This is a genomic window from Spirosoma agri, assembly GCF_010747415.1.
Taxonomy (GTDB): Bacteria; Bacteroidota; Bacteroidia; order Cytophagales; family Spirosomataceae; genus Spirosoma; species Spirosoma agri.
In genome coordinates, this window is the sequence record NZ_JAAGNZ010000003.1 from 137,948 (window position 1) to 163,862 (window position 25,915).

General features: G+C 53.8%; 21 protein-coding genes and 1 pseudogene. 18 read left to right on the forward strand and 4 right to left on the reverse strand.

The window, feature by feature from the left end; translation table 11 throughout:
- The first annotated feature begins 15 nt into the window (after positions 1-15).
- The 9 genes from GK091_RS24625 (at position 16) to GK091_RS30110 (ending at position 13,656) form a co-directional block, all read left to right on the forward strand.
- Positions 16-1,605 carry a hypothetical protein gene (locus tag GK091_RS24625; protein WP_246202397.1) on the forward strand — a complete coding sequence of 530 codons (1,590 nt, stop codon included), beginning with the start codon at positions 16-18 and terminating at the stop codon, positions 1,603-1,605.
- On the forward strand, positions 1,602-3,359 hold the full coding sequence (locus tag GK091_RS24630; RefSeq protein ID WP_164043251.1) for a family 43 glycosylhydrolase: 1,758 nt from the start codon (positions 1,602-1,604) through the stop codon (positions 3,357-3,359). The genes GK091_RS24625 and GK091_RS24630 overlap by 4 nt, the downstream gene beginning before the upstream one ends.
- Before the next feature lie 31 nt (positions 3,360-3,390).
- Positions 3,391-4,539, forward strand: coding sequence for a glycoside hydrolase family 43 protein (locus tag GK091_RS24635; protein WP_164043253.1), 1,149 nt, complete (start codon positions 3,391-3,393; stop codon positions 4,537-4,539).
- 72 nt (positions 4,540-4,611) lie between these two features.
- A complete protein-coding gene (locus tag GK091_RS24640) occupies positions 4,612-6,963 on the forward strand; it encodes a heparinase II/III domain-containing protein (protein WP_164043255.1) in 2,352 nt (783 codons plus the stop codon).
- A gap of 24 nt (positions 6,964-6,987) precedes the next feature.
- Positions 6,988-8,907 (forward strand): glycoside hydrolase family 97 protein, encoded by a 1,920-nt coding sequence (locus tag GK091_RS24645; protein WP_164043258.1) that lies wholly within the window; start codon positions 6,988-6,990, stop codon positions 8,905-8,907.
- Positions 8,908-8,990: 83 nt separating this feature from the next.
- The gene (locus tag GK091_RS24650) at positions 8,991-10,262 is read left to right on the forward strand and encodes an alpha/beta fold hydrolase (protein WP_246202398.1); all 1,272 of its coding nucleotides are present in this window, start codon (positions 8,991-8,993) and stop codon (positions 10,260-10,262) included.
- A gap of 160 nt (positions 10,263-10,422) precedes the next feature.
- Positions 10,423-11,640, forward strand: a complete 1,218-nt coding sequence (locus GK091_RS24655; protein ID WP_164043263.1) for a glycoside hydrolase family 88 protein — start codon at positions 10,423-10,425, stop codon at positions 11,638-11,640.
- A gap of 112 nt (positions 11,641-11,752) precedes the next feature.
- Entirely contained in the window at positions 11,753-12,829 is a 1,077-nt protein-coding gene (locus GK091_RS24660; protein WP_164043265.1) for a serine hydrolase domain-containing protein, read from the forward strand.
- 614 nt (positions 12,830-13,443) lie between these two features.
- Positions 13,444-13,656 (forward strand): beta-xylosidase family glycoside hydrolase, encoded by a 213-nt coding sequence (locus tag GK091_RS30110; protein ID WP_164043590.1) that lies wholly within the window; start codon positions 13,444-13,446, stop codon positions 13,654-13,656.
- Here the strand turns inward: GK091_RS30110 and GK091_RS30215 are convergent.
- Positions 13,560-13,820: a hypothetical protein gene (locus tag GK091_RS30215; protein ID WP_246202399.1), complete on the reverse strand. Its 261-nt coding sequence runs from the start codon at positions 13,818-13,820 to the stop codon at positions 13,560-13,562. The two genes, GK091_RS30110 and GK091_RS30215, sit on opposite strands and share 97 nt — an antisense overlap.
- A 406-nt stretch (positions 13,821-14,226) precedes the next feature.
- Here GK091_RS30215 and GK091_RS24675 point away from each other — a divergent pair, with 406 nt between their 5' ends.
- The 8 genes and pseudogenes from GK091_RS24675 (at position 14,227) to GK091_RS24710 (ending at position 22,924) form a co-directional block, all read left to right on the forward strand.
- Positions 14,227-15,069 (forward strand): hydroxypyruvate isomerase family protein, encoded by an 843-nt coding sequence (locus GK091_RS24675; protein ID WP_164043266.1) that lies wholly within the window; start codon positions 14,227-14,229, stop codon positions 15,067-15,069.
- A 929-nt stretch (positions 15,070-15,998) separates the two neighbouring features.
- A complete protein-coding gene (kduI, locus tag GK091_RS24680) occupies positions 15,999-16,883 on the forward strand; it encodes a 5-dehydro-4-deoxy-D-glucuronate isomerase (RefSeq protein WP_164043268.1) in 885 nt (294 codons plus the stop codon).
- Positions 16,884-16,946: 63 nt separating this feature from the next.
- Positions 16,947-17,903, forward strand: coding sequence for an ROK family protein (locus tag GK091_RS24685; RefSeq protein WP_246202400.1), 957 nt, complete (start codon positions 16,947-16,949; stop codon positions 17,901-17,903).
- A gap of 20 nt (positions 17,904-17,923) precedes the next feature.
- Complete coding sequence (locus GK091_RS24690; protein WP_164043270.1) at positions 17,924-19,048, forward strand: DUF4861 family protein; 1,125 nt, start codon at positions 17,924-17,926, stop codon at positions 19,046-19,048.
- Positions 19,049-19,062: 14 nt separating this feature from the next.
- Complete coding sequence (locus tag GK091_RS24695) at positions 19,063-20,091, forward strand: sugar kinase (protein WP_164043272.1); 1,029 nt, start codon at positions 19,063-19,065, stop codon at positions 20,089-20,091.
- Positions 20,092-20,096: 5 nt separating this feature from the next.
- Complete coding sequence (locus GK091_RS24700) at positions 20,097-20,774, forward strand: beta/alpha barrel domain-containing protein (RefSeq protein ID WP_164043275.1); 678 nt, start codon at positions 20,097-20,099, stop codon at positions 20,772-20,774.
- Positions 20,759-22,066, forward strand: a pseudogene (locus GK091_RS24705) (MFS transporter). Before GK091_RS24700 ends, GK091_RS24705 begins: the two are co-directional and overlap by 16 nt.
- A 90-nt stretch (positions 22,067-22,156) precedes the next feature.
- Positions 22,157-22,924, forward strand: coding sequence for an SDR family NAD(P)-dependent oxidoreductase (locus GK091_RS24710; protein ID WP_164043277.1), 768 nt, complete (start codon positions 22,157-22,159; stop codon positions 22,922-22,924).
- Between the two features lie 299 nt (positions 22,925-23,223).
- On the opposite strand, the gene GK091_RS24715 is transcribed toward GK091_RS24710, so the two are convergent.
- Entirely contained in the window at positions 23,224-23,433 is a 210-nt protein-coding gene (locus GK091_RS24715; RefSeq protein WP_164043279.1) for a transposase, read from the reverse strand.
- A 393-nt stretch (positions 23,434-23,826) separates the two neighbouring features.
- Complete coding sequence (locus tag GK091_RS30120; RefSeq protein WP_164043281.1) at positions 23,827-23,943, reverse strand: hypothetical protein; 117 nt, start codon at positions 23,941-23,943, stop codon at positions 23,827-23,829.
- A gap of 679 nt (positions 23,944-24,622) precedes the next feature.
- On the opposite strand from GK091_RS30120, the gene GK091_RS24725 reads away from it, so the two are divergent.
- Positions 24,623-25,141 carry a DinB family protein gene (locus tag GK091_RS24725; protein ID WP_164043283.1) on the forward strand — a complete coding sequence of 173 codons (519 nt, stop codon included), beginning with the start codon at positions 24,623-24,625 and terminating at the stop codon, positions 25,139-25,141.
- A gap of 127 nt (positions 25,142-25,268) precedes the next feature.
- On the opposite strand, the gene GK091_RS24730 is transcribed toward GK091_RS24725, so the two are convergent.
- Complete coding sequence (locus GK091_RS24730) at positions 25,269-25,613, reverse strand: carboxymuconolactone decarboxylase family protein (RefSeq protein WP_164043285.1); 345 nt, start codon at positions 25,611-25,613, stop codon at positions 25,269-25,271.
- Between the last annotated feature and the right edge of the window lie 302 nt (positions 25,614-25,915).

Genomic DNA, 25,915 nt, shown 5'->3' on the forward strand with positions numbered 1-25,915 from the left:
CTAGGGATACTTTGCATGGCGTGGCCTGCCCACGCCCAAGTCTGGCAGTGGGCAACGCCGGTTCCGACCGTTGTGTCGCCCGAAACCGGCGACCATCCGCAGGCCTTTATGTGGATTCCTGACCAGTGCCGCTACGTGCGGGGCGTAGTAGTGGGTCAGCACAATATGCTCGAAGAGGGCATCTTCGAACACCCCGACTTCCGCAAAACTATGAGTCAGTTGGGGTTTGCCATCGTATGGGTCACACCCATGTTCAATCAGACGTTCGACTGGAACCCGACTGCGACCGCCAAAGGCGCGGGGGTGGAGTTTCAGGACATGATGAAACGGCTGGCCGACGTATCGGGTTATTCGGAACTGGCCATTGCGCCCGTTGTTCCGTTGGGTCATTCGGCGCTGGCGAGTTATCCGTGGAATTTTGCCGCCTGGAACCCCGGTCGTACCCTGGCCATTGTATCAGTACACGGCGATGCCCCGCAAACGAACCTCACCGGCAGCGGTCGCCCGAATCCCGACTGGACCGGACGAACCATCGACGGTGTACCGGGCCTAATGGTGATGGGTGAATACGAATGGTGGGAAGACCGGCTGAAACCCGCCTTTGATTACGTGGCTAACCATCCCAAAACACCGTTCAGTCTACTAGCGGATGCTGGTCGGGGTCATTTCGATTATTCCGACGCGATGGTTCGCTACCTGGCGTTATACATTCAAAAAGCCGCTCAGTACCGCCTGCCTAAACAAACGAATCAGGCCGATACGGTGATCCTGACGCCCATCGATCCGCAAAAGGGCTGGCTAATGGACCGCTGGCGCAAGGATAGTCTGCCCACGGCGGCACCGGCTCCGTACCAAAGCTACAAAGGCGATAAGCGGGTAGCCAGCTGGTGTTTCGATGGGGAAATGGCCCGGGCGACTGAAGCTATTTACCGACAGGCGCGGGCCAAAAAGCCGCAGTACCTGGGTTTCCGGCAGAACGGGCAGTTCCTCAAACCAACGAAAGGGCACGCCAACTACCAACTGCCGTTTTTGCCCGACGCTGATGGGATTACGTTTCATCTGAGTAGTGTCTTTACCGATACCTCCCGCGTTCGGGCTAGGGCCGCACACGCCCGCACGCCCATCCGCATCGACCGCATCTGTGGCCCCGTCCGCAAACTCAACGATACGACCTTTCAGCTGAGCTTTTACCGCATGGGGTTCAACAACCCCAAACGCTCGAACGACATCTGGCTGCTAGCGTCCAATGACGGTGATGCCAATTACAAGAGCATTGTGCAACAAGCCGATCTGCGGTTTCCGATAACGAACAAAGACGGGAAGCCACAGACCATTACGTTTCCGGCTATACCCGACCAGCAACCAGCCACGAAGTCGCTGCGGCTTGGGGCGGTGTCAAGCGCGGGCTTGCCGGTTCACTATTACGTCAAGGCGGGGCCGGCCATCGTGGAAGGCAACCGGCTGGTGCTTACGCCCATTCCTCCGCGCAGCCGCCAACCCGTGGCGGTCACGGTGGTAGCCTGGCAGTATGGTACCAGCGTGGGCGACAAAGTCCAATCGGCCACGCCCGTCGAGCAAACCTTTCTGATTCAATCGCGCAAATGAGCAAACAGATAGTCAATCCGTTAACGTCTTTCTTGCCGGCCTTACTTTTTACAGCTGGCGTTATTTGTTCAGTCAATCCCTGTGCTGCTCAGACATTACCCACAGGCAACGTAACGACGGTCTGTAATCCGATGAATCTGGATTACCGCTTCACGCTCGACGGTCCATCCCGGCGGGAAGCTGCCGACCCCACCGCCATCACGTTCAAAAGCGAGTATTACCTGTTTGCTTCCCGGTCGGGGGGCTATTGGCACTCGACGGACCTCAACCATTGGGAGTTGATCAAAACTGATGACCTGCCGCTGGAAGATTACGCGCCAACGGCGGTCACCGTCGGCGACACGGTTTACTTCATGGCCTCTACCACGAAGCCGGGCGGAAAAATTTATAAAAGTGCCGACCCTAAAAGCGGCAAATGGACCGTAGCCAATTCGGATTTTCCGTTTGCCCTGACCGACCCGGACTTGTTTCTGGACGATGATGGCCGGTTGTATCTCTATTACGGCTGTTCCAATGTGCAGCCGATCTACGTAGTCGAGCTGGATCGGAAAACGCTCATGCCGATGGGTAAATCGACGGGCTTGTTTGCAGGGAATCCGAAAACGTACGGCTGGGAACGCTTCGGCGACTACAACGAACGCCCCGAAAAGCCCTGGCTGGAAGGGGCCTGGATGACCAAATACAAGGGTACGTATTACCTGCAATACGCCAGCCCCGGAACGGAGTTTAAGAGTTATTCAGATGGGCTGTATACATCGAACAAACCGACGGGGCCGTTCAAACTCGCGGCCAATAACCCCTTCTCGGCCCGGCCCGAAGGCTTCATCGCGGGCGCGGGTCACAGCAGCACGTTTCAGGATCGATACGGCAATTTCTGGCGGATCTCGACTATGTCCATCTCGGTAAAACACCGCTGGGAACGGCGATTGGGGCTTTTTCCCGCTTTTTTCGGCTCGGCTGGCAGCTCGTATACCAATACCCAGTTCGGTGATTTCCCGTTTATTATTCCTAAAAAGCAAATCACCTCCCCCAGCGAACTCTTCCCCGGCTGGATGCTGCTGTCGTACGATAAACCCGTGCAGGTGTCTTCGGCGCTGCCCAACCACCCCGCCCGGCAGGGAGTCGACGAAGATATTCGGACGTACTGGAGTGCGGCTACCGGCGGACCGAATGAGTGGATGCAGATCGACTTGCAGCAGCCGTGTCAGATCAATGCCGTGCAGCTCAATTTTGCCGAAGAAGGGGCCACCTTGCTGGGGCGGACTGCCGACATTGCTTACCGCTACAAGCTTGCCTATTCGGATGATAACCGTACCTGGAAAGTGCTGGCTGATAAATCAACCAATCAGCAGGACGCCCCCCATGACTACCTGACGTTTGCCAAGCCGGTTCAAGCTCGTTACCTGCGCGTGACGAATGGGCATACACCGAGTGGTCAGTTTGCCCTTTCCGACTTCCGGGTATTTGGTAAAAGTTCGGAGAAACTACCCGCGCCGGTGAGCGAGCTGTCGGTAATACGCGACAAAACGGATCCCTGCATCGTTACGTTGAATTGGCCCGAAAGCATGGGAAGCACTGGCTACAACGTTCGGTACGGTACGGCCCCCCATCAATTGCAGCATACTTACCAGGTTTTCGGGAAGAACACGCTGGTGATTCGTAGCCTAAACAAGGATGAAAGCTACTATTTCACCATCGACAGTTTCAATGGTCGGGGCGTAACACCGGGCCCCAAACCACAACCCATTCCCTGATAATCAGATAAGTCAATCACCCATTTACGTTATGTTTTCTCTGCATCGCCCCGGCCACCTGTTGCTGTATCTGACCATCGGGCTAGCCACGTTCCTCTCGTCGGGTTGGATACGTCTCCCGGCCGTCGAAACCAACTCCGCATCCAGCCATCCGATCACAACCGGCGGGCATAAGAAACGCAAACCAGTCAACGCCGTTCCGTCGGAGAAAGACGTGGCCGCTTATCTGCTAGTGTATTTCAAGGACGAAGATCACAGCCTGCACATGGCGCTGAGTAACGACGGCTATTCGTTTACCGACATTAACCAGGGGAAGCCGGTGCTGGCGGGCGACACGCTGGCCGAGCAGAAAGGTATTCGCGATCCGCACATTATGCGGGGTAACGACGGGTTTTTCTACATGGCCATGACCGACCTACACATTTACGCCAAAGAAGCCGGGTTTCGGTCGACGCAATGGGAGCGGGATGGCAAGGAATACGGCTGGGGCAACAACCGGGGTATCGTGTTGATGAAATCGAAAGACCTTGTCAACTGGTCGCACACGGTTCTGCGCGTGGATAAAGCCTTTCCAGAGTGGGACAAAATTGGCTGTGCCTGGGCACCCGAACTGATCTACGACCCGACCAACGGGAAAATGATGATGTATTTTACCCTCCGTTTTGGTAATGGCCTGAGTCAGTTGTATTACGCGTACCTCAATTCGGCGTTTACGGCGCTGGCCACGGAGCCAAAGCTATTGTTTCAGTACCCGAAGTATAACAAATCGTACATCGACGGCGACATTACGAAAGTGGGCGACAAATACCACCTGTTCTATGTTTCCCACGACGGCAAAGCGGGTATCAAACAGGCCGTTTCCGACAAACTGACCACTGGGTACGTCTACGACGAGAAGTTTTACGATCCGGAGCCGAAAGCCTGCGAAGCGCCCAACGTCTGGAAGCGCATCGGTCAGAAAAAATGGGTGCTAATGTACGATTGTTACGGCATCAGTCCGCACAATTTCGGCTTCAGCGAAACCACCGACTTTGTCCACTTTACCAACCTGGGCCACTTTAACGAAGGCGTGATGAAAACGACCAATTTTACCTCGCCCAAACACGGAGTCGTTATTCACCTGACCCGGAAAGAAGCCCAGTCACTGGCCGAACGGTACAGCCTGACCATGAATTTTTAGGCACGGCCCGCGTTGACAATACCTGTCAGGTCGATGCACAAACCCTAACTTTGGCTAAACAATATATTGATTATGCGCATGTTAGCTTTTTGGTTCCTGTCGCTCAGTGCTGTCTGTACCGCCCTTGCCGGGCAGGCCCAACCCGCTAAAGCACACCCGTACCTGTTCTACACCCCTCAGCGGACCGACCGGCTGAAAGAGCATATCAAAACGGATACGCTGCTGGCCAATCGCTGGAATGCCCTGCGGCAGCGCTGCGACAAATGGCTTTCGGAACCGCAAGGCGGCAACATGGAACAGCTGGCGTTGGCTTACACCATGACCGGCGACAAGCGCTACGCCGACCGGGCCAAAACGCTCCTGAACGAGTTGACGGGCCGGTCTTTCTGGGATGGTATGGACGACCGCACACCCCGCTGGAATGCCGGGCTGGGTACCAGTCACAACAACTGGATGGCCTCTGTTACGTTCGATGCTATTTACAATGCCCTGACCAACGGCGAGCGACGGGCCATTGCCGACCGGATTGTTAAGCTGGGTGTCGAACCGTCGATTGCCGACTGGGTATCAAAAGACAAACGCATTCAGTCGCTCGACAACATGGGCCACAACTGGTGGGCGGCCATCGTGTTCGAAGCGGGTATTGCCTCGCTGGCGGTCATGAACGAGCAGCCACAGGCCCGTCAGTGGGCCGCCGATATCATGCAGGATAGCCGCCAGTGGTTTGCTTTTGCAGGTAGTTTGCTGGAAAACAAACCGGCCAACTTCGACCCGGCGGGGGGCTTCTACGAAAGCATCAACTACGCCAACTACGGCGTGGGCGAATACCTGTTGTTCCGGGTAGCGTACACCAATGCGCTGGGCAAACTGACGATGCCCTACGATAACCTGCTGCAAAAAACCGTCGACTGGTTTATGCACTCGGCCTACCCACGAAGTGGCGATAAGCCCGTACTGTCGCTGAACTTCGGCGACAGCAACGACTTTGCCAACGGCGAACGGCCAGCCAAACTGATGCTGGCGCTGGGCCTGGGCAACGACGATTATTACTGGTACATTCGGCACACGGATCAGAACCCGTTTCGGGAAGATCTGAACGTCGGCACACCGATGGGCCTCTTGTACCAGCCCGAAAGCAAACGCGTTCCCGAAACGCCAACCTTGTCTCCTTCGGCGATTTATAGCTCGATGGGTTGGGGAACGCTGCGGTCGTCGTGGAAGCCCGATGCGACGTTGCTGGGCGTAAAAAGCGGCTACACCTGGAACCACGCCCACGCTGATGCGGGGTCGTTCGTGCTATACCATAAGGGTGAATACCTGTTGATCGACGGGGGCGATGTGGGGTACGGTAATCCCGAATACAGCAGCTATTTCGTGAAGAGTCAGGCGCATAACGTCGTGACGTTTAATGGCGAAGCGCAGGACGCCCGCGATCAGTACAATGCGGTAAAGAATCCAGGTCACCTCTATAACCTGCTCGATGGCGGATCGCTGAAATACATACTAGCCGATGCGACCGGCCCCACGTCCCGCAACTTTCTGCGGAACTACCGGAATTTCCTCTGGATCGGCAACGTGATTCTGGTCATTGACGACCTAAAAACGTACGACAGTGGTCAATTCGATTTTCTGCTGCACTACGCCGATAAAGCCATAAAGCGCGGTCCCGATCTGGAAATTACCAGCGGTAAAGCGGGGGTTCTATTCCGGCCCCTATACCCCGAAACCTTGCCGCTGGGTTACCCGCACGATTTCCCCGAAAAACTAAAATACCGCACCGAATACGGTTTACAGGACCGCACCACGAACGTCAAGATTCCGTACTACGTGTTATCGCCCCCCGAGAAAACGGACCGCACCAAGCTAATCAACGCAATTCTGTTGCTTGATGAGACAAACCAGTCGATTCAGACGGCCACGGGTTCGTCGGGCGCTTCAGGTTCTGCCGGGCGAAGCAACCTACCGACCATCGAAAAGTTTGAGGGTACCAATTACCTGGGCCTGCGCATCACCCAGAACGGGCAGGTAACGGAGGTGTACGTCAACTTGCTAGCCGACGGTCGGCTGATGCACCGCAACGCCAACCTGACCATCGGCGACTGGCAAACCGATGCATACCTGTCGGCCATTACTTTTCCCGAAGGCGCTAACCGGCAGGATCTGACTCAGTTGTCTTCCTTCTTTACCGGCAATGGTAGCTACCTCCGCAAAAACGGAAAGCCGCTCCTGAGTTCGCTGTCTAAAGTGTTTCTGCACGCGGCCCGCACAGGTTCTCAACTCAATGTGCAGCTTCAGGGACAACCTCTGATTGAAGCATCGCTGGGGTTCGAAAAAGTAACTAAACTCAATGTAAATAACAAAGCCGTTTCGCCCATCTACGATTCGGGTAAGTTGTTGCTCGTCACCACAGACGAAAAAAAGTAATTTCTCTATTATCCTTTCGCTTTCATGCGCCTACTACGTCGCCGATTCATCCAACTCAGTTTTTTACTCGCCTGGGTTCTGACCTGTCAATTTGTGGCGGCCCAGACACCCGAAACCCGTTTGCAGTCGCCCGATGGAAAGCTGGAGGTCGTTTTTGCTCAAAAAGAAATTACTCCCGGCCGGAAGCAGATGACCTACTTCGTCAACTACGACGGGAAACCCGTTATCCTGGAGTCGGGGCTGGGTGTGCAGATCGACAACCATGTGTTCGAGCACGCCATGGCCCACAAAGTAACCACGCCCCCCGGTACGCTGGGTACCAACTGGTGCGACAATCTGGTGATCAAAAACGTCATCAAAACGGCGAAAGACACAACCTGGAAACCGGTCTACGGCGAACGCAGCCTGATTCGGGATCATTACAACCAGTTGGAAGTTCAGCTTCAGAAACCCGACGCACCAGACTATTCACTGCACGTTATTTTTCGGGCGTATGATTCGGGTATCGCGTTCCGGTATTTTTTCCCTGAGCAGCCCAACGGCCTGTACTACCGCGTGATGGCCGAAAACAGCGAGTTTGCCTTGCCCGCCGACACCAAAGCCTGGTACACGGCTTGGGCGCAGGGAGCCTATCAGGCGTTACCATTAGCAGGATGGCCCGAGAATTCGGAACGCCCGCTGACCCTGTCGCTGCCCAATGGTATCTATGCCTCGCTGGCCGAAGCGCAACTGACCGATTTCGCCATGACCAAATTTAAACTCGCCCCCGGCAAGCCGAACACAGTGGTTACATCGCTGTACGAAAGCGTTGATCTAATGTCGGATGTGGGTACGCCCTGGCGGGTAGTAATGGTGGCGAACCGGTTGGGTAAGCTATTGGAAAACAACGACATCATGCTGAACCTAAACCCGCCTGCTACGGTCACCAACACCGATTGGATCAAGCCGGGTAAGATGATGCGGGAGGTGACGCTTACCACGCATGGGGCCCTGTCTTGCATCGACTTTGCGGCTGCTCACAACCTGCAATACATTCTGTTCGACTGGAAATGGTACGGCCCGGCGTTTACCTTCAATTCGGACGCCCGGCAGGTCGTGGCCCCCGTCGATATGCCGCAGGTGATTGCCTACGGAAAATCGAAAAATGTGGGCGTCATTCTGTACGTGAACTTGCAGGCGCTGTATAAGCAGATGGACGAGATTTTTCCGCTGTACAAGAAGTGGGGTGTCAAAGGGGTCAAATTCGGGTTTGTGGAAGTGGGATCGCACCGCTGGATGACCTGGCTCACCGAAGCCAAACGAAAAGCCCTGGAAAATGGCCTGATGGTCAACATCCACGACGAATACCGCCCGACGGGCACCAGCCGAACGTATCCCAACGTGATGACCCAGGAAGGTATCCGGGGCAACGAGGAATTTCCTGATGCCACTCACAATACGTTGCTGCCCTTTACGCGCTACCTGGCCGGGGCGGGTGATTATACCATTTGTTATTATGACAAGCGGCTTAAAAACACCCACGCGCACCAGCTGGCGATGAACGTTATTTCCTACAGTCCGTTGCAATCGGTGTTTTGGTACGACAAACCGGCGCAGTACGGTGGCGAACCCGAAATTGAGTTTTTCGACAAGGTACCCACCGTTTGGGACGATACGAAAGTAATTCACGATGCTATCGGGGAGTACGTCACCATCGCCCGCCGGAGCGGAGATGACTGGTTTGTCGGCACGATCACCAACAACGATGGCCGCACGTTGTCGCTGCCACTCGATTTTCTGTCCAAAGGCAAAAGCTACATCGCGCACCGCTACACCGACGACCCGACGGTTCCGACCAAAACGCAGGTCCGCGTATCGACCAAAACTGTGAAGGCTGGTCAGTCACTGGAGATGAAGCTGTTACCGCGTGGCGGTCAGGCCGTATGGCTAACCCCAGCGAAGTAAGCGTTCTATTTTTGTTATCCCGGTCGTTCCTCGGAATGACAAAAAAAGCTGGTCAAATAGCGTCATTCAATATTCAAAACCATATGTCAATTGGCCGCTTTGTGATGATTAGTGGGCTCAGCTTCTTCGGAATGGCGAGCCACGTGCTGGCTCAATCTACGCCGGGCCTGCCTGATCCGTTACGGAGTAATAATGGTGCACATATTACTACCGTTTCGGAGTGGCAACGGGAGCGCCGGCCGGAACTGATTGAGGTATTTACCAGCCAGATGTATGGTCGTTCGCCGGGAAAGCCTGCCAGTATGACGTTCCGCGTTTTTGATACGGACGCTACGGCGTTGGGCGGCAAAGCAACCCGTAAACAGGTCGCCATCTACATCAACGGTAAGCCAGACGGCCCCCGCATCGATGTGTTGCTGTACATCCCGAATCGTGTGCGCAGACCCGTTCCCGCCATCGTGGGCCTGAATTTCTGGGGGAATCACAGCATCAGTGCCGACCCCGGTATTCGCATTACCACCAGCTACCTGGAAACGGGCAAAAATAATCCGTACGTCGATCTGGGTTGTGTGACCGATAACCGGGCAACGGAAGCCTGTCGAGGCATCAACGCCCGTCAATGGCCGCTGGACAGTATCCTGAATCGTGGCTACGCGCTGGTAACGGCCTACCGGGAAGACATTGCCTCCGACGTACCGGCTACCCGCTTTTCTACGGGTGTCCACACGGTCTATCCCGACTGGCAAAACCGGCCCGATAATTTTGGGACGATTGCCGCCTGGGCGTGGGGACTAAGCCGGATTATGGACTACCTGCAAATCGACCGCGCTATCGACGGGAAACGGGTGGCGGTATTTGGCTGGTCGCGGCTGGGCAAAGCGGCTCTGTGGGCGGGGGCTACCGACGAGAGGTTTGCGGCTATGCTCAGTAACGAATCGGGCTCTGGGGGTGCCAAGCTGTTCCGGCGGGGTCAGGGCGAATCCATCCGGCGGCTCTGCACCGTTTTTCCGCACTGGTACAGTACCAACTTCCGGCAGTATATGGACAGGGATACCCTACTGCCGTTCGATCAACACGAAGTCCTTGCGCTGCTGGCCCCACGACCCGTCTACATCGCCAGCGCCGAGCAGGACAAGGGAGCCGACCCGATTGGCGAGTTTGAATCGGCCAAAGCGGCCAGTGCCCTATACCAGCTATTTGGGCGAGACGGGCTACCTACGACGACGTTACCGCCCCTCAACACCTCCGTGCAGGGTACCATCGGCTATCACATGCGAACGGGTGGCCACGACGTGACAAACCTGGACTGGCACTATTTTCTGCAATTTTTGGATACGCATTTTAAAAAAAAGTGATCCGTTTTTTGCTTCGGGTGACTGGTCAAAGGAGTGTCTAAAGCCCCGATACTATTGTGCTTGATGAATACTACTGATGACACCCGAAAATGAGTTGGGCAAAAAGAGTACGATTCAGCTATGGGGGTCTATTTATAGCTAACCGAATCGTATTCCTATCATGTCGTCCTCTGGATTCAGTTTTGTCCTCGTCCTGCTTGTCGTCCTTTGCAGTTTCACGCTCACTCAGGATCGCCTACCGGTCGATCCGGCCCTGACGTATTGCGTGCAGCAGGCAACCAAAACCGCTACCTCGCTCCCCGCTACACCGCCGAATTTACCCCGTAACATTCTGAACGGCAAGAAGAACTGGAATTACATCACCTATAAAGACTGGACCAGCGGCTTCTGGCCCGGTACGCTCTGGTACATCTACGAATACACCAAAGACCCCGCCTGGAAGGCCAAAGCCGATTCCTTTACGCGGGAGCTGACACCACTCGCCTACCAGAAAGCCATCGACCACGATCTGGGCTTTCAGATGTATTGCAGTTTCGGTAACGGGCTGCGGCTGACGGGTAATCCCGATTATAAAAAGATTCTGCTGGCTGCCGCCGATACGCTGGCTACGCTGTTCAATCCGAAAGTTGGAACCATTCTGTCGTGGCCGCGCTCGGTACCGAATATGGAATGGCCCCAGCACAATACCATCATGGACAACATGATCAACCTGGAACTGTTGTTCTGGGCTTCGAAAAACGGGGGCGGCAAGCGGCTGTACGACATGGCCGTATCGCACGCGACAACGACCATGAAAAACCATTTTCGGCCCGACTACACCTCGTACCACGTAGTCGTGTATGACCGCGAAACGGGAAAGAAGATCAAGGGGGTTACGCACCAGGGTTACGCCGATAATTCGATGTGGGCGCGGGGGCAGAGCTGGGCGATTTATGGCTACACGATGACCTACCGGGAAACGAAAGACTCCCAGTTTCTGGCCTTTGCCCAAAACGTGTCGGACGTGTACCTGAAGCACCTGCCAAAAGACCTGATTCCCTACTGGGATTTCAGTGCCCCAGACATTCCGAACGCGCCCAAAGATGCGTCGGCCGCTGCCGTTACCGCGTCGGCCCTGCTGGAACTCTCGACGCTGGTTAACGACAAAGCCAAAGCGGCCACTTACCGCGCCAAAGCCGAGCAGATGCTGGAAACGCTATCGTCGGCAAACTACCAGAGCCGTCAGGTCAACGACGCCTTTTTGCTGCATAGTACGGGACATAAACCCAACAACAGCGAGGTCGATGCGTCCATCAACTACGCCGATTATTACTACATCGAAGCCCTGTTACGCCTGAAAAAGCTACAGGCAGGTAAACCGGTTCTGGCAAACTTGTAAACCCGATCAGACCGTGAATACTGGTTTAAATAACTGATTTGTAACTATTTTTTTGTCATCCCAAACCTGTGAGGAATGACAAAAAACTGATGCTGGTTTTTATTTAAGCGACATGAAAAAGCAGGCCGTTATTGCGTTTTTGATTACGCTTCTTTCGGGTTGGGCACACGCTCAGCTTGCTTATGACTTCGCGCCCCTGACCGCCCAAATTCAGCAATGGGTGGATAAAGGGTATTACCCTGGTGCGTCGATGCTGGTAATTAAGGGCGATAAGCCGGTTTACGAACAGTATTTTGGCTCTTATACCCCGCGAACGCAGGTGTACATCGCTTCGGCGGGAAAGTGGCTGGCTGCGGCTACCATTGCCGCCGTTGTCGATGAGGGCAAACTGTCCTGGGACGATAAAGTCGTCAAGTGGCTACCCGACTGGACTGACGCGAAGGGACAGGCCACCCTACGGCAGTTGCTCTCCCATACCGCCGGTTACCCGGATTATCAGCCCAACGAAAATCCGATCGATCGGTATCAGACGCTGACCGAATCCGTCGCGCACATAAAACCGCTGCCCCTCGATACGGTACCCGGCACTAAATTCCACTACGGAGGACTAGCGATGCAGGTGGCGGGCCGAATGGCTGAACTGGCCACGGGTAACGACTGGGAAACCTTATTTCAGGCAAAAATTGCCCGACCGCTGGGCATGACGGCTACCCGGTTTACGCCCGTCGATTCAGCGGGTGGACACAGCCCGATGCTGGGCGGGGGTGCCCGGAGTACACTCCACGAATACATCCGTTTTCTGGACATGATTTTCCACGGTGGGCGCTACAAAGGCAATCGTATTCTCTCGACGGCTGCGTTTACCGCTATGCAGGCCGATCAGGTCGGGAAGGCCGATAAAAGTGATGATGCCTACATCCGAACGGCGTACCAGCCGCATCCTGATCTGTACGGCTTGGGCGAGTGGCGTGCCGAAGTGGATAATCGCGGGAATCCAACGCTGCTCACCAGCCCCAGCTGGGCCGGTGCCTACCCGTGGATCGACCGAACGGCGAATCTGTACGGCTTTTTCCTGACCCACGTCGACGTGAACGGCCCCGCCCGAACGGATCACTTCAGCGCCTTTTACGCTAGTCCTGTTCTGCCCGGACTGGTGCGGCAAATCGTAAACAAATCACGCAGACATTGACATGTTCTGTCTTTATACACCGCAAGTATGGGCTATGAATCATGTCTAACTGTAGCCACAAAACACATATCATAAGTTGGTTTAGTAAACGTCTCTGATGCTATCGGAGATGTTTGTATTTCGTTGGTAATTAGATACGGAGGACGATTGGCTGACTATTTCCTGACGAAAGGCTTTACAGCGCTATTAATCCTTCATCTATGCAATCGAGTTCCATACTCGCCCTCGTACCATCGGCTTCGCTCACCGAGAAAAAGTACATTATTACGTGTATCTTCATCACATCCCTATTTATGCTTTGAGGCATTACGATGGGTGATGTGCTTAACCGGCATTTTCTGAATGTGCTGCACGTATTCAAGGCAGAGTCGGGACTGGTTCAGTTTTGATTTTTGGGGTTTACGCCATCATGGAAATTCCGGCTGGATCGTTTTACAAAACGGTGCAGCTACAAGAAAGGTGTTCTGCTTGGACTGTATGCTGTGGCGGCCTACTTGTTCGTGCCGGCGGCCAACGCCGAATCGTTCGGATTTTTTCGGCTGGTCTTCTTTATCCTCGCATACGGACTAGCCACCTCGGAAACCGTAGCATACCCCTGATTTTATGCTACTGCCCTGGTTAAACTAACTGTCGAGGGGGATACCCCTGGCAAGAGTGCGGGCCTGGTGGTTATGGGTAACGACTACGGCTATATGTCGATTAATCGGGATTGCACGGGCTACAAACTCCGTCAGGTCTTCTGTAAAGACGCGACGAACCAAAGCCCCGAGCAGTTCATGGCCGAGCAACCCTGCCGACATGTATGGCCTAACTCCGGGTTCGGGTGATCGATACCATGCGTCAGTTCAGACTGTAGCTGGAGAAATGGACGAGTGCCAAGGTCGGCCTGTTCTGCACCAGCCAGCGGGGCATCCGAACGGGCAGCTACGCCGACATCGACTGGTTTCAGATCGAACAGCCCGCCAATCGATAGCGTTATTGCCACCATCATCGAAGGTGATCCTGAATCATTTAACAACAAACCGATCATTTTCAACCATTGAGACTAGCCAGACTCTCAACGGTGTTCCGGATAAGTACTGATCGATAAATTGGCTCATTCTCCTCGGTGTTATACAGTTGGGAACCTCTTTACTTACTGGAGTATGATCATGGGGCTAACCGGGCACGATCAGCGGACGAACTGTTTCGCAAATACGCTATGCGACATGATTAAATTATTTTTTGTGCTTTTAGGTCGGCTTGCTGCCTTTATGGGAGAGATAAAATGGTAGATTGCAACGCGCAACCCATTCCCACACGCGTACGTAATCAGAATGTCGTCAAGTATAAAACGTCGTCAGTTTGTTAAAAACAGTTCTCTGGCTGGCATAAGTTTACTAGGTACAAATCTCGATTTGAGTGCACTTACTCTGGATAATCCCCGTCCATTCAAAACCCTTTTTTCGCCGGAGTTTGGTATTTTCAAGGGGTTGGCACCCCCTGATCCGATTGATGAAATCAAGTGGGGTTACGATCAGGGATTCCGGGCGTGGGAAAACACCTTCCTCAAAAATCGGCCTGTCGCCGAGCAGGAACGTATCAGCAAAACTGTGCAAAAATTGAACATGGCTTTCGGGCAGTTTGTGGGTACGCTGACGTTTACCGATGTAACTTTTGCCGGACGCGATGCCCGTCTGCGTGAGAGCGTTCTGGCCGATGTGCGGGCTTCAGTTGAGATTGCCAAACGCATGAACACCCGCATTATTCATAACGTGCTGGGGGTGTCGGACCCGAAACTACCGTGGGACTTCCAGATGGCCAATGCTATTGATCTCCTCAAACGCATTGCCGATATCTACGAACCACACGGCCTGGTTATGGTCATGGAATCGATGAATCACCGGGTTGATCATCCTACTATGTTTCTGCATACCATCCCTCAGGCTTATGCGCTGGCCAAAGCGGTTGGTCGGCCGAGCGTGAAAGTGCTGTTCGATTTTTATCACGTACAGGTTCAGGAAGGCCATTTGCTAACTACGCTGGATTACGCCTGGGACGAAATCGCCTACATCCAGATCGGTGACTCGCCTGGTCGGTTCGAACCAACAACCGGCGAAATGAACTATCCGAATATAATCAAACATCTGCACGACAAAGGGTACAAAGGATTTGTCGGGTTGGAGCACGGGCTGAGCAAACCCGGCCGAGAGGGAGCACAAGCGGCTTTAAACGCTTACCGGACTATTGATATACAATAAGCCAGAAAACGACAGAAGACTGAGGTATTGATACAGGCTTTCGGAAAAACGGATTGATTGATAGTTTTCATACGACCTGCAAGGGGCTAGACGCATAGTCAGATAAAGGAGTGTAAGCATTCGACCGAGTAATCAGCATAGCCCATCTATGTAGAAGATACGGTCCTTGTCATAGCGAACAGCCATCAGCATGGGTTCATGGCAGTCTTTGTTGTTGCTGCGCAAAAAAGCTGTTCCTGGCATTTTTATCTGGTCGAAAGGGCCACGTAGTAGGTGATCAGACAGCTCGCTCTGACTGCGCAGCCAGCGTGGGAGCATCCCTGTAGTGATCAGGTGATAGGGCTTAGCTTGCCTGGCTGATCGTAGTAGACACAGAGCTCTTCTTTTCCCGTGCGATTACCCTAGCCGGCCAACCATCTTGTTGCAAGCAGGGCACGGGGGAAACGAATTTTTCTTGTAGCGCACAACTACTAGGCGGCCCTCCTCTTCAATAAATCGCTCGAAATCAGCCTATGTTGTATTAGGCTAGGGAGCGGCATATCAGCCAAAATTACCGATCACGACATCGTAGGCCGAAAAGTTGGGCTGAAATCTCGAATTCATTCGGCCATTCGGCAGGGTTCTGGTAGGTGGTCAATGGCTTAGTCCGACGGATGAGCCTCCCCTACCCTTGACAGATATACAAAGTGTGTTTGTATCTACAGTAAACTCATCGGTCTCTTCCAGGTACCGCTTCAGCATGAACGTAATCTTAAGAACGAGCGAGGTTTGCAATAACGAACCGCTTTTTGTAGACAAAGCCCACAATTGGGCTAAGAAAGGGGTATGAAGGCCGAAGAGTTGTCTATTTACTAGAAAGAGAGAGCCAAAGACGGCTACCTCCAGGCTAAAATTGGTGGGCAGACGCAGACCTTACTATCCTTCATTGTATGCAAACAGAACACGATGCCGTTGCCATTGGTAAAGCAGGACAGCCTATTGCGTTTGAGAGTCGATATGCGACGTCGCCGACCGAGGTGAGGACAATGAACACTGAACAGATTCGGCAGCATTTTCTCATCGAGAACCTGTTTGTGGCTGATCAGTTCAGCTGGGTGCTTTCCTTCTTCGACCGCTACTTGACCGGTGGCGTCATGCCTGGAACGGAACCTATAACGCTGGAAGCACCGACCCAACTCAAAGCATCCTTTTTTCTGGAACGTCGGGAACTGGGCATGATCAATGTGGGTGGCCCCGGTCAGGTGATTGCCGACGGTGTTGCGTACGATCTCAACTTCAAGGAAGCCCTTTACATCGGCCAGGGTACGCAACAGGTACTATTTACTTCGCTCGACGTGGCCAATCCGGCAAAGTTTTACCTGAACTCGACCCCGGCGAGTCGTGCCTACCCCACCCGCAAAGTAGCAAAGGCTGACGCCGACGTAGTCGAATTAGGTAGCCCCGAGACGGCCAACCATCGCACGATCAACAAGTTGCTGGTCAATAGCGTGTTGCCGACCTGTCAGCTACAAATGGGAATGACCGAACTAAAACCCGGCAGCGTCTGGAATACCATGCCCGCCCATACCCACGACCGGCGTATGGAAGTCTACTTCTATTTCGAAGTGCCGAAGGGGCAAAGTGTTTGTCATTTCATGGGCCAGCCGCAGGAAACGCGCCCGGTCTGGATGCAGAACGAACAGGCAGTCATTTCTCCCAACTGGTCGATTCACTCCGGGGCCGGTACGTCCAATTACACCTTCATCTGGGGAATGGCCGGCGAAAACCTCGACTACGGCGATATGGATTTCTGCCCGATTACTGAACTACGGTAAGCCGAGCCAAGCCGGGCTCGCTTAGTTCTTATTCCGTCAACTGTACTGCTGATAGCCAATAACTTGAACGATTTATCTGAATGCCTGTACCCATCGTCCGGGCGTACCTACTGGGGTGTCGATTTAGGCGGCACCAAGATTGAAGGAGTTATTCTGTCTGCCCCCTCACCCAATGCCGTACTGACCCGTCGGCGAATCGACACCGAATCGCATTACGGCTACGACCACATCATCAGCCAGATCGTCCGGCTCATCAACCTGTTGAAAACCGAAACGGGACTACAACCCGAGCGAATTGGTTTTTGTACACCCGGCACAATCGATCCGGCGACCAACACCATGAAGAACTCGAACATGACCTGCATCAACGGGCAACCGTTTCGGGACGATTTGTCGAAGGCACTTGGTGTACCCGTTGCCATTACGAACGATGCCAACTGCTTTGCGCTCTCGGAAGCCACGATGGGTGTTGTGCAGGATGTCGTTCCCGACTACCGGACTGTTTTCGGGGTAATTCTGGGAACGGGCGTCGGGGGTGGCGTCGTCTTTCGGGGGCTGGATGGGCAGGCACTCGTACAGGCGGGCCGTCAGGGAATCGGTGGCGAGTGGGGCCATAACATTCTGGAAGAAAACGGGTATGCCTGTTACTGTGGCAAGCGGGGCTGTAACGAACAGGTTATTTCAGGCCCGGCCCTGCAACGGTTTTACCTCGAACAGAGCGGAGAAATCCGCAACCTGAAAGAAATTCTGGAGCGCTATCAACAAGGCATCGACCCCGTTGCCAATGCCACCGTCGAGCGGCTGCTGACCTATTTTGGCCGGGCCGTCTCGGCCATTGTCAATATGCTCGACCCGGATGCGATCATTCTGGGCGGGGGCGTTGGTAACGTCGATTTGCTCTACACGGAGGGCGTCGAACGGGCCCGAAAATACGTATTCAACGACAATCGGCTGGAAACACTCTTCCTGAAACCCAAACTGGGCGATAGTGCCGGTGTGTTTGGGGCAGCCTTACTGTAAATCGACTCAACAACAAAACCATGAAGCTGTTTACCGCTTTTATTTCGCTTTTTCTGCTTAATCATTACGTCGGGGCTCAATCGCCGATTCGGATCAACAATCCGGCTGACGTGCCCCTGAATGAGCAGGTCATCGAGATTCCCTGGGCCACGGTGAAAAAGGCCTATCCCAAAATCGATACTACCAATTTGCAGGTACTGCTGGCGGGAAGTCAGCAGCCGGTGGCGTATCAACTGGAACGCCGGGGCAAAAAAGAAGTCCAGAATTTGCTGGTGCAGGTGGCGATTAACTCCAAACAGTCGATTAGCCTTATACTACAGCCGGGGAAAACAGCACCGATAGTTTCTAAAACATATGGTCGTTACGTTCCCGAACGCTTCGATGATTTCGCTTGGGAGAACGACCGGGTGGCGTTTCGGATTTACGGCGCGGCCCTGAATGGACGGTCGGATAATGCCTACGGCACCGACATCTGGGCTAAACGAACCAGTCAACTGATCCTGAACAAGTGGTACAAAGAAAACGATTACCACAACGATCACGGTGAGGGGCTGGATTACTACCACGTGGGGCTGACACTCGGTGCAGGCGACATCGCCGTTTTCCTGAACGACTCGCTCCACTTCATCCATAACTACAAGAGCTGGGAAGTGCTGGACAACGGCCCCCTGCGCACCACGTTCCGCGTCCGGTTCGATCCCTACACCTTCAACGGTATTACAGTGCAGGAAGTACGGACGGTATCGCTGGATGCTGGATCGCAGCTCAATAAAATACAGGTCCACATTGAGCAAACGTCGGGAAAAACCCTGCCGATGGTGGTTGGCATCAGCCAGCGCAAAGAGCCCAGTCCGGTCTTGCTGGACGAAAAAGCGGGCGTACTGGGCTATTGGGAGCCGACACACGGCAATGATGGTACGCTGGGTATCGGCTGCGTATTTCCGGTTACGCCTGTTCGAATGCTGACCAAATACGATCATCTGCTGGCCCGGCTCGATGCGCCCCCAGCCGGTGACCTGATCTACTACACGGGTGGGGCCTGGGATAAAGCGGACCGGATCACCTCAAGCCAGGACTGGTTTGCGTATCTGCGCCAGTTCGCTCAGCAAAGTAAACATACCCCCCGTATCACCATCGGAAAATAAGCCGCTTTAAAACGATGTCCCGCGTTGTCTGTTTTGGCGAATTGTTGCTCCGGTTTTCGCCTGCGCTGAACGGCGATTGGTTGCAAACCGGTATGATGCCCGTTCATGTCGGTGGTGCTGAGTTAAACGTAGCCCGCGCCCTGGCCCATTGGAACATACCAGTCGGCTACAGTTCGGTCGTTCCAGCCACCGTACTGGGTGATGAAGTAGTGACGTTTGTCCAGCAGCAAGGAGTCGATACGACTCGAATGCTGCGGTCGAATGACCGAATCGGTACGTACTATTTGCCGCAGGGAGCCGATCTCAAAAGTGCCGGCGTTATCTACGACCGGGCTGAGTCGGGATTTGCCCGCCTAATGCCCAGTCAAATCGACTGGGACACGCTACTGGGCGATGCCGACTGGCTGCACATGAGTGCCATCAGTCCGGCACTGACCGCCAATGCCGCTGCTGTTTGCCTTGAACTGGTGAAAACGGCTTCGGCAAAAGGGATCACTATCTCGATCGATCTTAACTACCGGGCTAAGCTCTGGCAATACGGCGTTTCTCCGCTGATAGTTATTCCCGGCCTGGTCGAGTATTGCGATATCGTGATGGGAAATATCTGGGCCGCCAACGCGCTGTTGGGCATTCCGCTGGCCGATTCCATTCACGAGGAAAGTACGCAGTCCGATTTTCTGGCTCATGCGATGACAACGTCGCAGACTATCCAGGAGCGGTTCCCACGCTGCAAAGCCGTCGCCAATACGTTTCGGTTTGACGTTCCGCCGACTGGTTTGCGCTATTATACAACGCTCTACAGCGGAGGGCAGCAACACGTATCCCATGAGCTTTATACCAGTACGGTGGTCGACCGGGTGGGTAGTGGCGATTGCTACATGGCCGGGCTGATTTACGGGTTTCGTCATCAGCTCTCTCCCCAGCAAATCGTCGACTTTGCTACACAGGCCGCTTTCGGCAAGTTGCAGGAATCCGGCGATGCCACCCGCCAAACGGTAAAACAAATTCAGGCCCGATCAACTGGTTCGCTTTCTTATTCCTAGACGCTATGTCTTTTTCGATTACTCACTTGCTGACCATTTTAAGGGCAGCCCCCCTGGTACCCGTGTTCTACCATGCCGACCCCGACCGCACCCGGCAAACCATACAAGCCTGCTACGAGGGTAGGCTGCGTGTCTTTGAGTTTACGAACCGGGGAGCAGATGCGCTGGCTACCTTTACGCAGGTCGTACCGTTCGTCCGGCAACAGTGCCCAGAGATGGCGCTGGGGATCGGGACCATTCTGACCCCTGACGAAGCCGATGCTTTTATGGACGCAGGAGCCGATTTTGTGGTACAACCCGTGATAACCCCGACGGTGGGCGATCGCTGTCACGCACGAAACATCCCCTGGATACCAGCAGGAACCACCCTGAACGAACTGTATCAGGCTACGGGATTGGGGGCTCAGTTGCTAAAGGTGTTTCCGGCCAACGTCGTTGGCCCGGATTTTATCAAGGCCATTCGCGGACCAATGCCTGGTTTAAAACTAATGGTGACAGGTGGTGTCGAACCGACGGTTGAGAGCGTAAGGCCCTGGTTGGCAGCGGGGGCTACGGCCCTCGGACTGGGATCCCAATTGTTCGCCGGCGATTCGCTACAGCCTGACCAGTTGCGCCTGCGTATTACCGATCTGTTGGCTCAACTAACCCCTTACCTGCCCACGACCGTATGCATAAATCTGTAGGGAATTTTCGCTGGACCGTTGTGGCGCTGCTGTTTTTCGCCACCACTATCAATTACCTCGACCGGCAAGTAGTGGGCCTGCTGAAACCGACGCTTGAAAAAGAATTCAACTGGTCGGAGATCGATTACAGCCGGATCGTGCAGTTTTTTTCAGCGGCTTACGCCCTGGGTCTGCTGTTGTTCGGTCGTTTCATCGATTACATCGGCACTAAACGGGGCTACTCACTCGCTATTATTTTCTGGAGTCTGGCGGCTATGGCCCATGCTATGGCGACCAGTACGGTTGGTTTTATCATGGCTCGCGTGGGCTTGGGATTAGGCGAAGCCGGCAATTTTCCGGCGGCTATAAAAACGGTGGCCGAGTGGTTTCCCAAGAAAGAGCGGGCACTGGCGACGGGGATATTCAACTCCGGGGCTAACATCGGCGCGGTGATTGCGCCTATCGTCGTTCCCTGGTTGCTGGGTGTGTATGGTTGGCAGATGGCGTTTATTGCTACCGGTGCTGTTGGGTTCATCTGGTTAATTTTCTGGCACCTTAGTTACCAATCACCTGCGCAGCAACCCCGACTGTCGAAGGCCGAATACGACTACATTCATAGCGATAACGAGCCGGAAACAACTGCCACTCAGGAGCCATCGGTTGGCTGGGGATAACTGCTGGGTAAACGGCAGACCTGGGCCTTCGTAGTTGGCAAGATGCTGACCGACCCAATCTGGTGGTTTTTTCTGTTCTGGCTACAGGATTATTTCGCCACGACCTTCCACCTCGATACCAAGAAACCGAACCTGTATCTGGCCGTCCTCTACACGCTGGTCAGCATCGGGAGTATTGGTGGGGGCTATCTGTCGTCGGCGCTAATTCGACGGGGTTGGAGTGTCTGGAAAGCCCGAAAGACGGCCATGTTCATCTTTGCCCTGTTGGTGGTGCCCGTCATCGCCGTTCGTTACGAACCGGGCATTTGGGGCGCGGTGGCTCTGATTGGTCTGGCCGGGGCGGCCCACCAGGCTTGGAGCGCCAATATTTTTACGACAGCCTCGGATATGTTTCCCAAGCGGGCGGTCAGTACCGTGGTCGGCATCGGTAGCATGGCTGGGTCGGTAGGCGGCATCATTTTTCCCGAAATCGTCGGGCGCATCCTGCAAAGTTATAAACAGGCGGGCGACGTGCAGAGCGGCTACGGCATCATCTTTCTCATGTGTGGCTCCGCTTACCTGCTGGCCTGGCTCGTCATGCACATACTCACGCCCACTATGAAGCCGGTTCAACTGGATTCGGTAGCGGCAAAAGAATAACGTAGGCTCTGTCTGGCCCTAGAAGCGTGCGACATTGACTAACGAACACTAGATACTACCATTCATCAAGACGTTTTTAATCCTACAACAATGCGTGTTTTAGATCAATTTAGTCTGGCCGGCAAAACGGCCCTGGTAACCGGCAGCGACACCGGATTGGGGCAAGCTATGGCCATTGCACTCGCTGAAGCCGGGGCGGACATTATTGGCGCGTCCAACTCCGACGCGATTCTGGGCGGAGCTACCCAGCAGGCCATCGCGGGTTTGGGTCGTCATTTTACGGGATACGTTGTCGATCTGTCGGACCGCGACAACCTGTATCAGTTCGTAACCGACGTCAAAGCCGCGCACACCATCGATATCCTGATCAATAACGCCGGTATGATTCTGCGCAAACCCGTCGCTGAACACCCCGATGACTGGTGGGACAAAGTAATCTCTGTAAACCTCGATGCGCAGTTTCTGCTAACCCGTGAGTTTGGGAAGGATATGATTGCCCGGGGAAGCGGAAAAATTGTGTTTACCTGTTCATTACTAAGTTTCCAGGGCGGCATCAACGTACCTGGCTACACCGCCAGCAAAAGCGCCGTGGCTGGTCTGGTCAAGGCATTTGCCAACGAGTGGGCCTCCAAAGGCGTCAACGTAAATGGCATCGCGCCCGGCTACATTGCGACCAACAATACGGAAGCGTTGCGGGCTGACCCCGACCGCTCGAAAGCGATTCTCGACCGCATTCCTGCCAACCGTTGGGGCGAACCCAGCGATTTCAAAGGTCCCGTCGTTTTTCTAACCTCCGAAGCCGGGTCCTACGTCAACGGTACGATTCTAACAGTGGATGGCGGCTGGATGGCTCGATAAAAATAGTGTACCTGCCCACGGAATCAAGCAGTTTTAGAGGAGCACAACGTAGCGATCTGAGGCTGCTTGATTATGTGTATTTGACTAAGTCTTTATAAAAACGAAACTTCGTATGCGACGGCTTGAGTTGGACAGAGATTGAAAAGTTTTTGTCTCGCAAAATGCTCGTGGGTGTTGCACAACTCCGCTTTCTAACTTGACTTTTGATTGTCTAACCAGCCCGATCGGATTTTCTACCTTCGGTTTCCTATCTCAGTTAAAAAAAGCAGCTCAAAACCTCGAAAAGTATCTTGTGATGCCTAAGGCCGCTCCACTTTCAGCGCTATGGCCTGGCTGATGGCGGACTTAGTAGTAAATTTCATATACTTCTTCAGGTTGAAGGTAACGGCTGCCATCAGCATCATCTCGTGAGCCCCTGGTTTTCCCCGTACATTCACTTTTCGAAGGCCATAGTACTCTACCCGAATGCCTAAAACCGGTTCTACTGTTTGGTGGCGAAGCCGTTTCATACGCTAACCTCGCCGACTTTGCTGGCGAGCCAAGGCTCGGCGATAGAACGGATCATAGGCCGTCCGAATAATTTGGCGGCATTGCCGCGGTGGCGGACCACCTCTTGGGAACGCAACTGGGTTTGAGGGGACACTGTTTGCAGTCTTGGTAATCCGCTCGATAGACTTTCAGCCAGCCCCCATCCGCGGTCTTGTCAGACGTCTTAAACACCAAATGCTTGCCCACCGAGCAGGTAAAGTGATTTGCTGGAGGATCATAGGGAAAGCCTTCGATTTGGGATTTGTAGTGACCGAAGACAGGTATCCAACCGCAGCGGCCTTTAGGGTTGTGACAGTGCTTCCGGGTAGAGTTGGCGGGTACGGCTCAATGTGGGGTGCCATGGTAATGGCTCATCAATGTTGTAGCCCAGGAAATACAGGATATCCAACGGTACGCCGTCGCGGCCGCATGGAGCAGTGCTCAATCAGCTTACGGTCAGAGGTGATATTCTCTAGGCAACCGATGAGCATGAACTTGAAGAAAATGACTGGGTCAGTGGAAGGGTTGCCTGTATTGCCATAGAGCTACTTAGTACCCTCATAGATAAAGGTCAGGTCGAGCGTTTCTTTTAACAAACGGTAGAAATTGTGCTTAGGGACGCGGCTGGACAGCTGAAAACAAGTGATTTTCGGTATATTCTTTTCTGCCTTGCCTACTTCAAGATACAGAAAAGGATACTTAAATCTATAGGTAGAGTTGTGCAACAACCACGGGCGTTTCACAAGATGATTGCGTTGAGGGAATCGGTTGAGATCCGTAGGCAACAGACTGAGTTGAAAGGAACCTGATGGATAAGCGATAAGATGACCGGGTGAAAAGGTGAAGTTGCGTAGGCTCCACTAAGGCGTTCTCATCATACGGTCAACTGACTTAGTTTAGGTATCGATAAATAGGGCGTTTGGCCGCTGAGTCTGGTGATTTGCAATGCGGTGAATTTCGTTGATTGGAACGTAATAGCAGCACGAGATTCGTCACTGTTGTAGCCGCGCGTTGGTGGGCTACGATCGCCTGGGCCAGCTAGTACCCGAACTAGTATGCCTGAACTTGATTAGGTATGGGCGACCGGATTTACTACTGACATACCGCTGTCACTCCCTAGGCTTTTCTTTGTGTTGTCAATCAATCGACAACATTAACCAATTACCAGCCATGGAAAACACAGCCCAGTTTAGCCAAACGAAGGATCAGATCGTCCTCTCACCCGAGCAACTTCTTGCCCATTGGCAGGGACACCGGGGACTCACCCGCCGGTTGATCGAAGCCTACCCCGACGAACACTTCTTTTCGTATTCCCTGGGCGGCATGCGCCCTTGCTCAGCGCTGATTGATGAAGTACTGCAAATGGCCGACCAGAGCATGCAGGGCGTTGTTTCGGGTCAGTGGCCTTCCTTTGACGAGGGTTCGGAGACGTCCCCCAACGCAACGACGAAGGAGCAGGTACTGGCCCATTGGGATCGGGTGACCGAGACGATTAATGCTCATTGGCCGCAGATTCCACCCGCCCGCTTTCAGGAAGTCGACAAGGCCTTTGGTCTGTATGAAGGACCTATCTACTGGTTTCTTCTCTACCTGATCGATAATGAGATTCATCACCGGGGTCAGGCTTATGTCTATCTGCGCACACTGGGCGTAGAACCGCCTGCTTTCTGGGATCGCCCTCAAGTATAGTCTGCGGGTAAGCCCAAAAAGAGTTAGTCGGGTTACAAAAGTCTTTGCCAATCGGTATCGTGGCAAAGGCTTTTACGTATCGTGCTGGCGACGCGCCAGCAGACCAGTTCGAAACAGAAAGTGCCCCTTACTTACGTTCTGCATTGGCTTCCTCAAACAGACGCATCGCCATCAGGCCCGTCCCTACTGCCCCACCCGCCCGGAGTGCAGCCGCAATGAAGACCGTTTCGGCAATCTCTTCTCGGGTAGCCCCCGCCTGTACAGCGTTGTTAATGTGCGATTCAATACAGTAAGCGCACTGGGTCGTCAACGCCACCGCTACCGACATCAATTCCCGGTATTTGATGGGAATGACCCCATCGGTTCGTTCGGCGGTGTGCTTGAGATTCATAAAGGCGGCTGCCTCCTGAGGAGCCGCATTTAACAGAGTATTGGTATAGGCTCGATCCTTGGGTGTTTGATATTCGGCCATAAGGGTAGATAAAAATAGGTTGATAATCAGTGTTACTATGAACGAGAGACAGCAGAGTGTCTTTATTACTGTATACCTGTTGGTAAGTCTTTTGTCAGCGTCTTGGTGGAGTGACAGCTGCCTGTTTTAGTGATTCTGAACCGGTATTTTATCGCGTTTATGAACGGGGCTACCAATCAGCCAAAACAAGAAGTTATAAGCGGGCCTAGCCCCTAATCAAATAAGATCACAAGACCTGTATGTGGACCAGGTTTTGTGAGATATCCGCCCCGCTTGTTGTATCTCATGTCAATGAAAGTGAT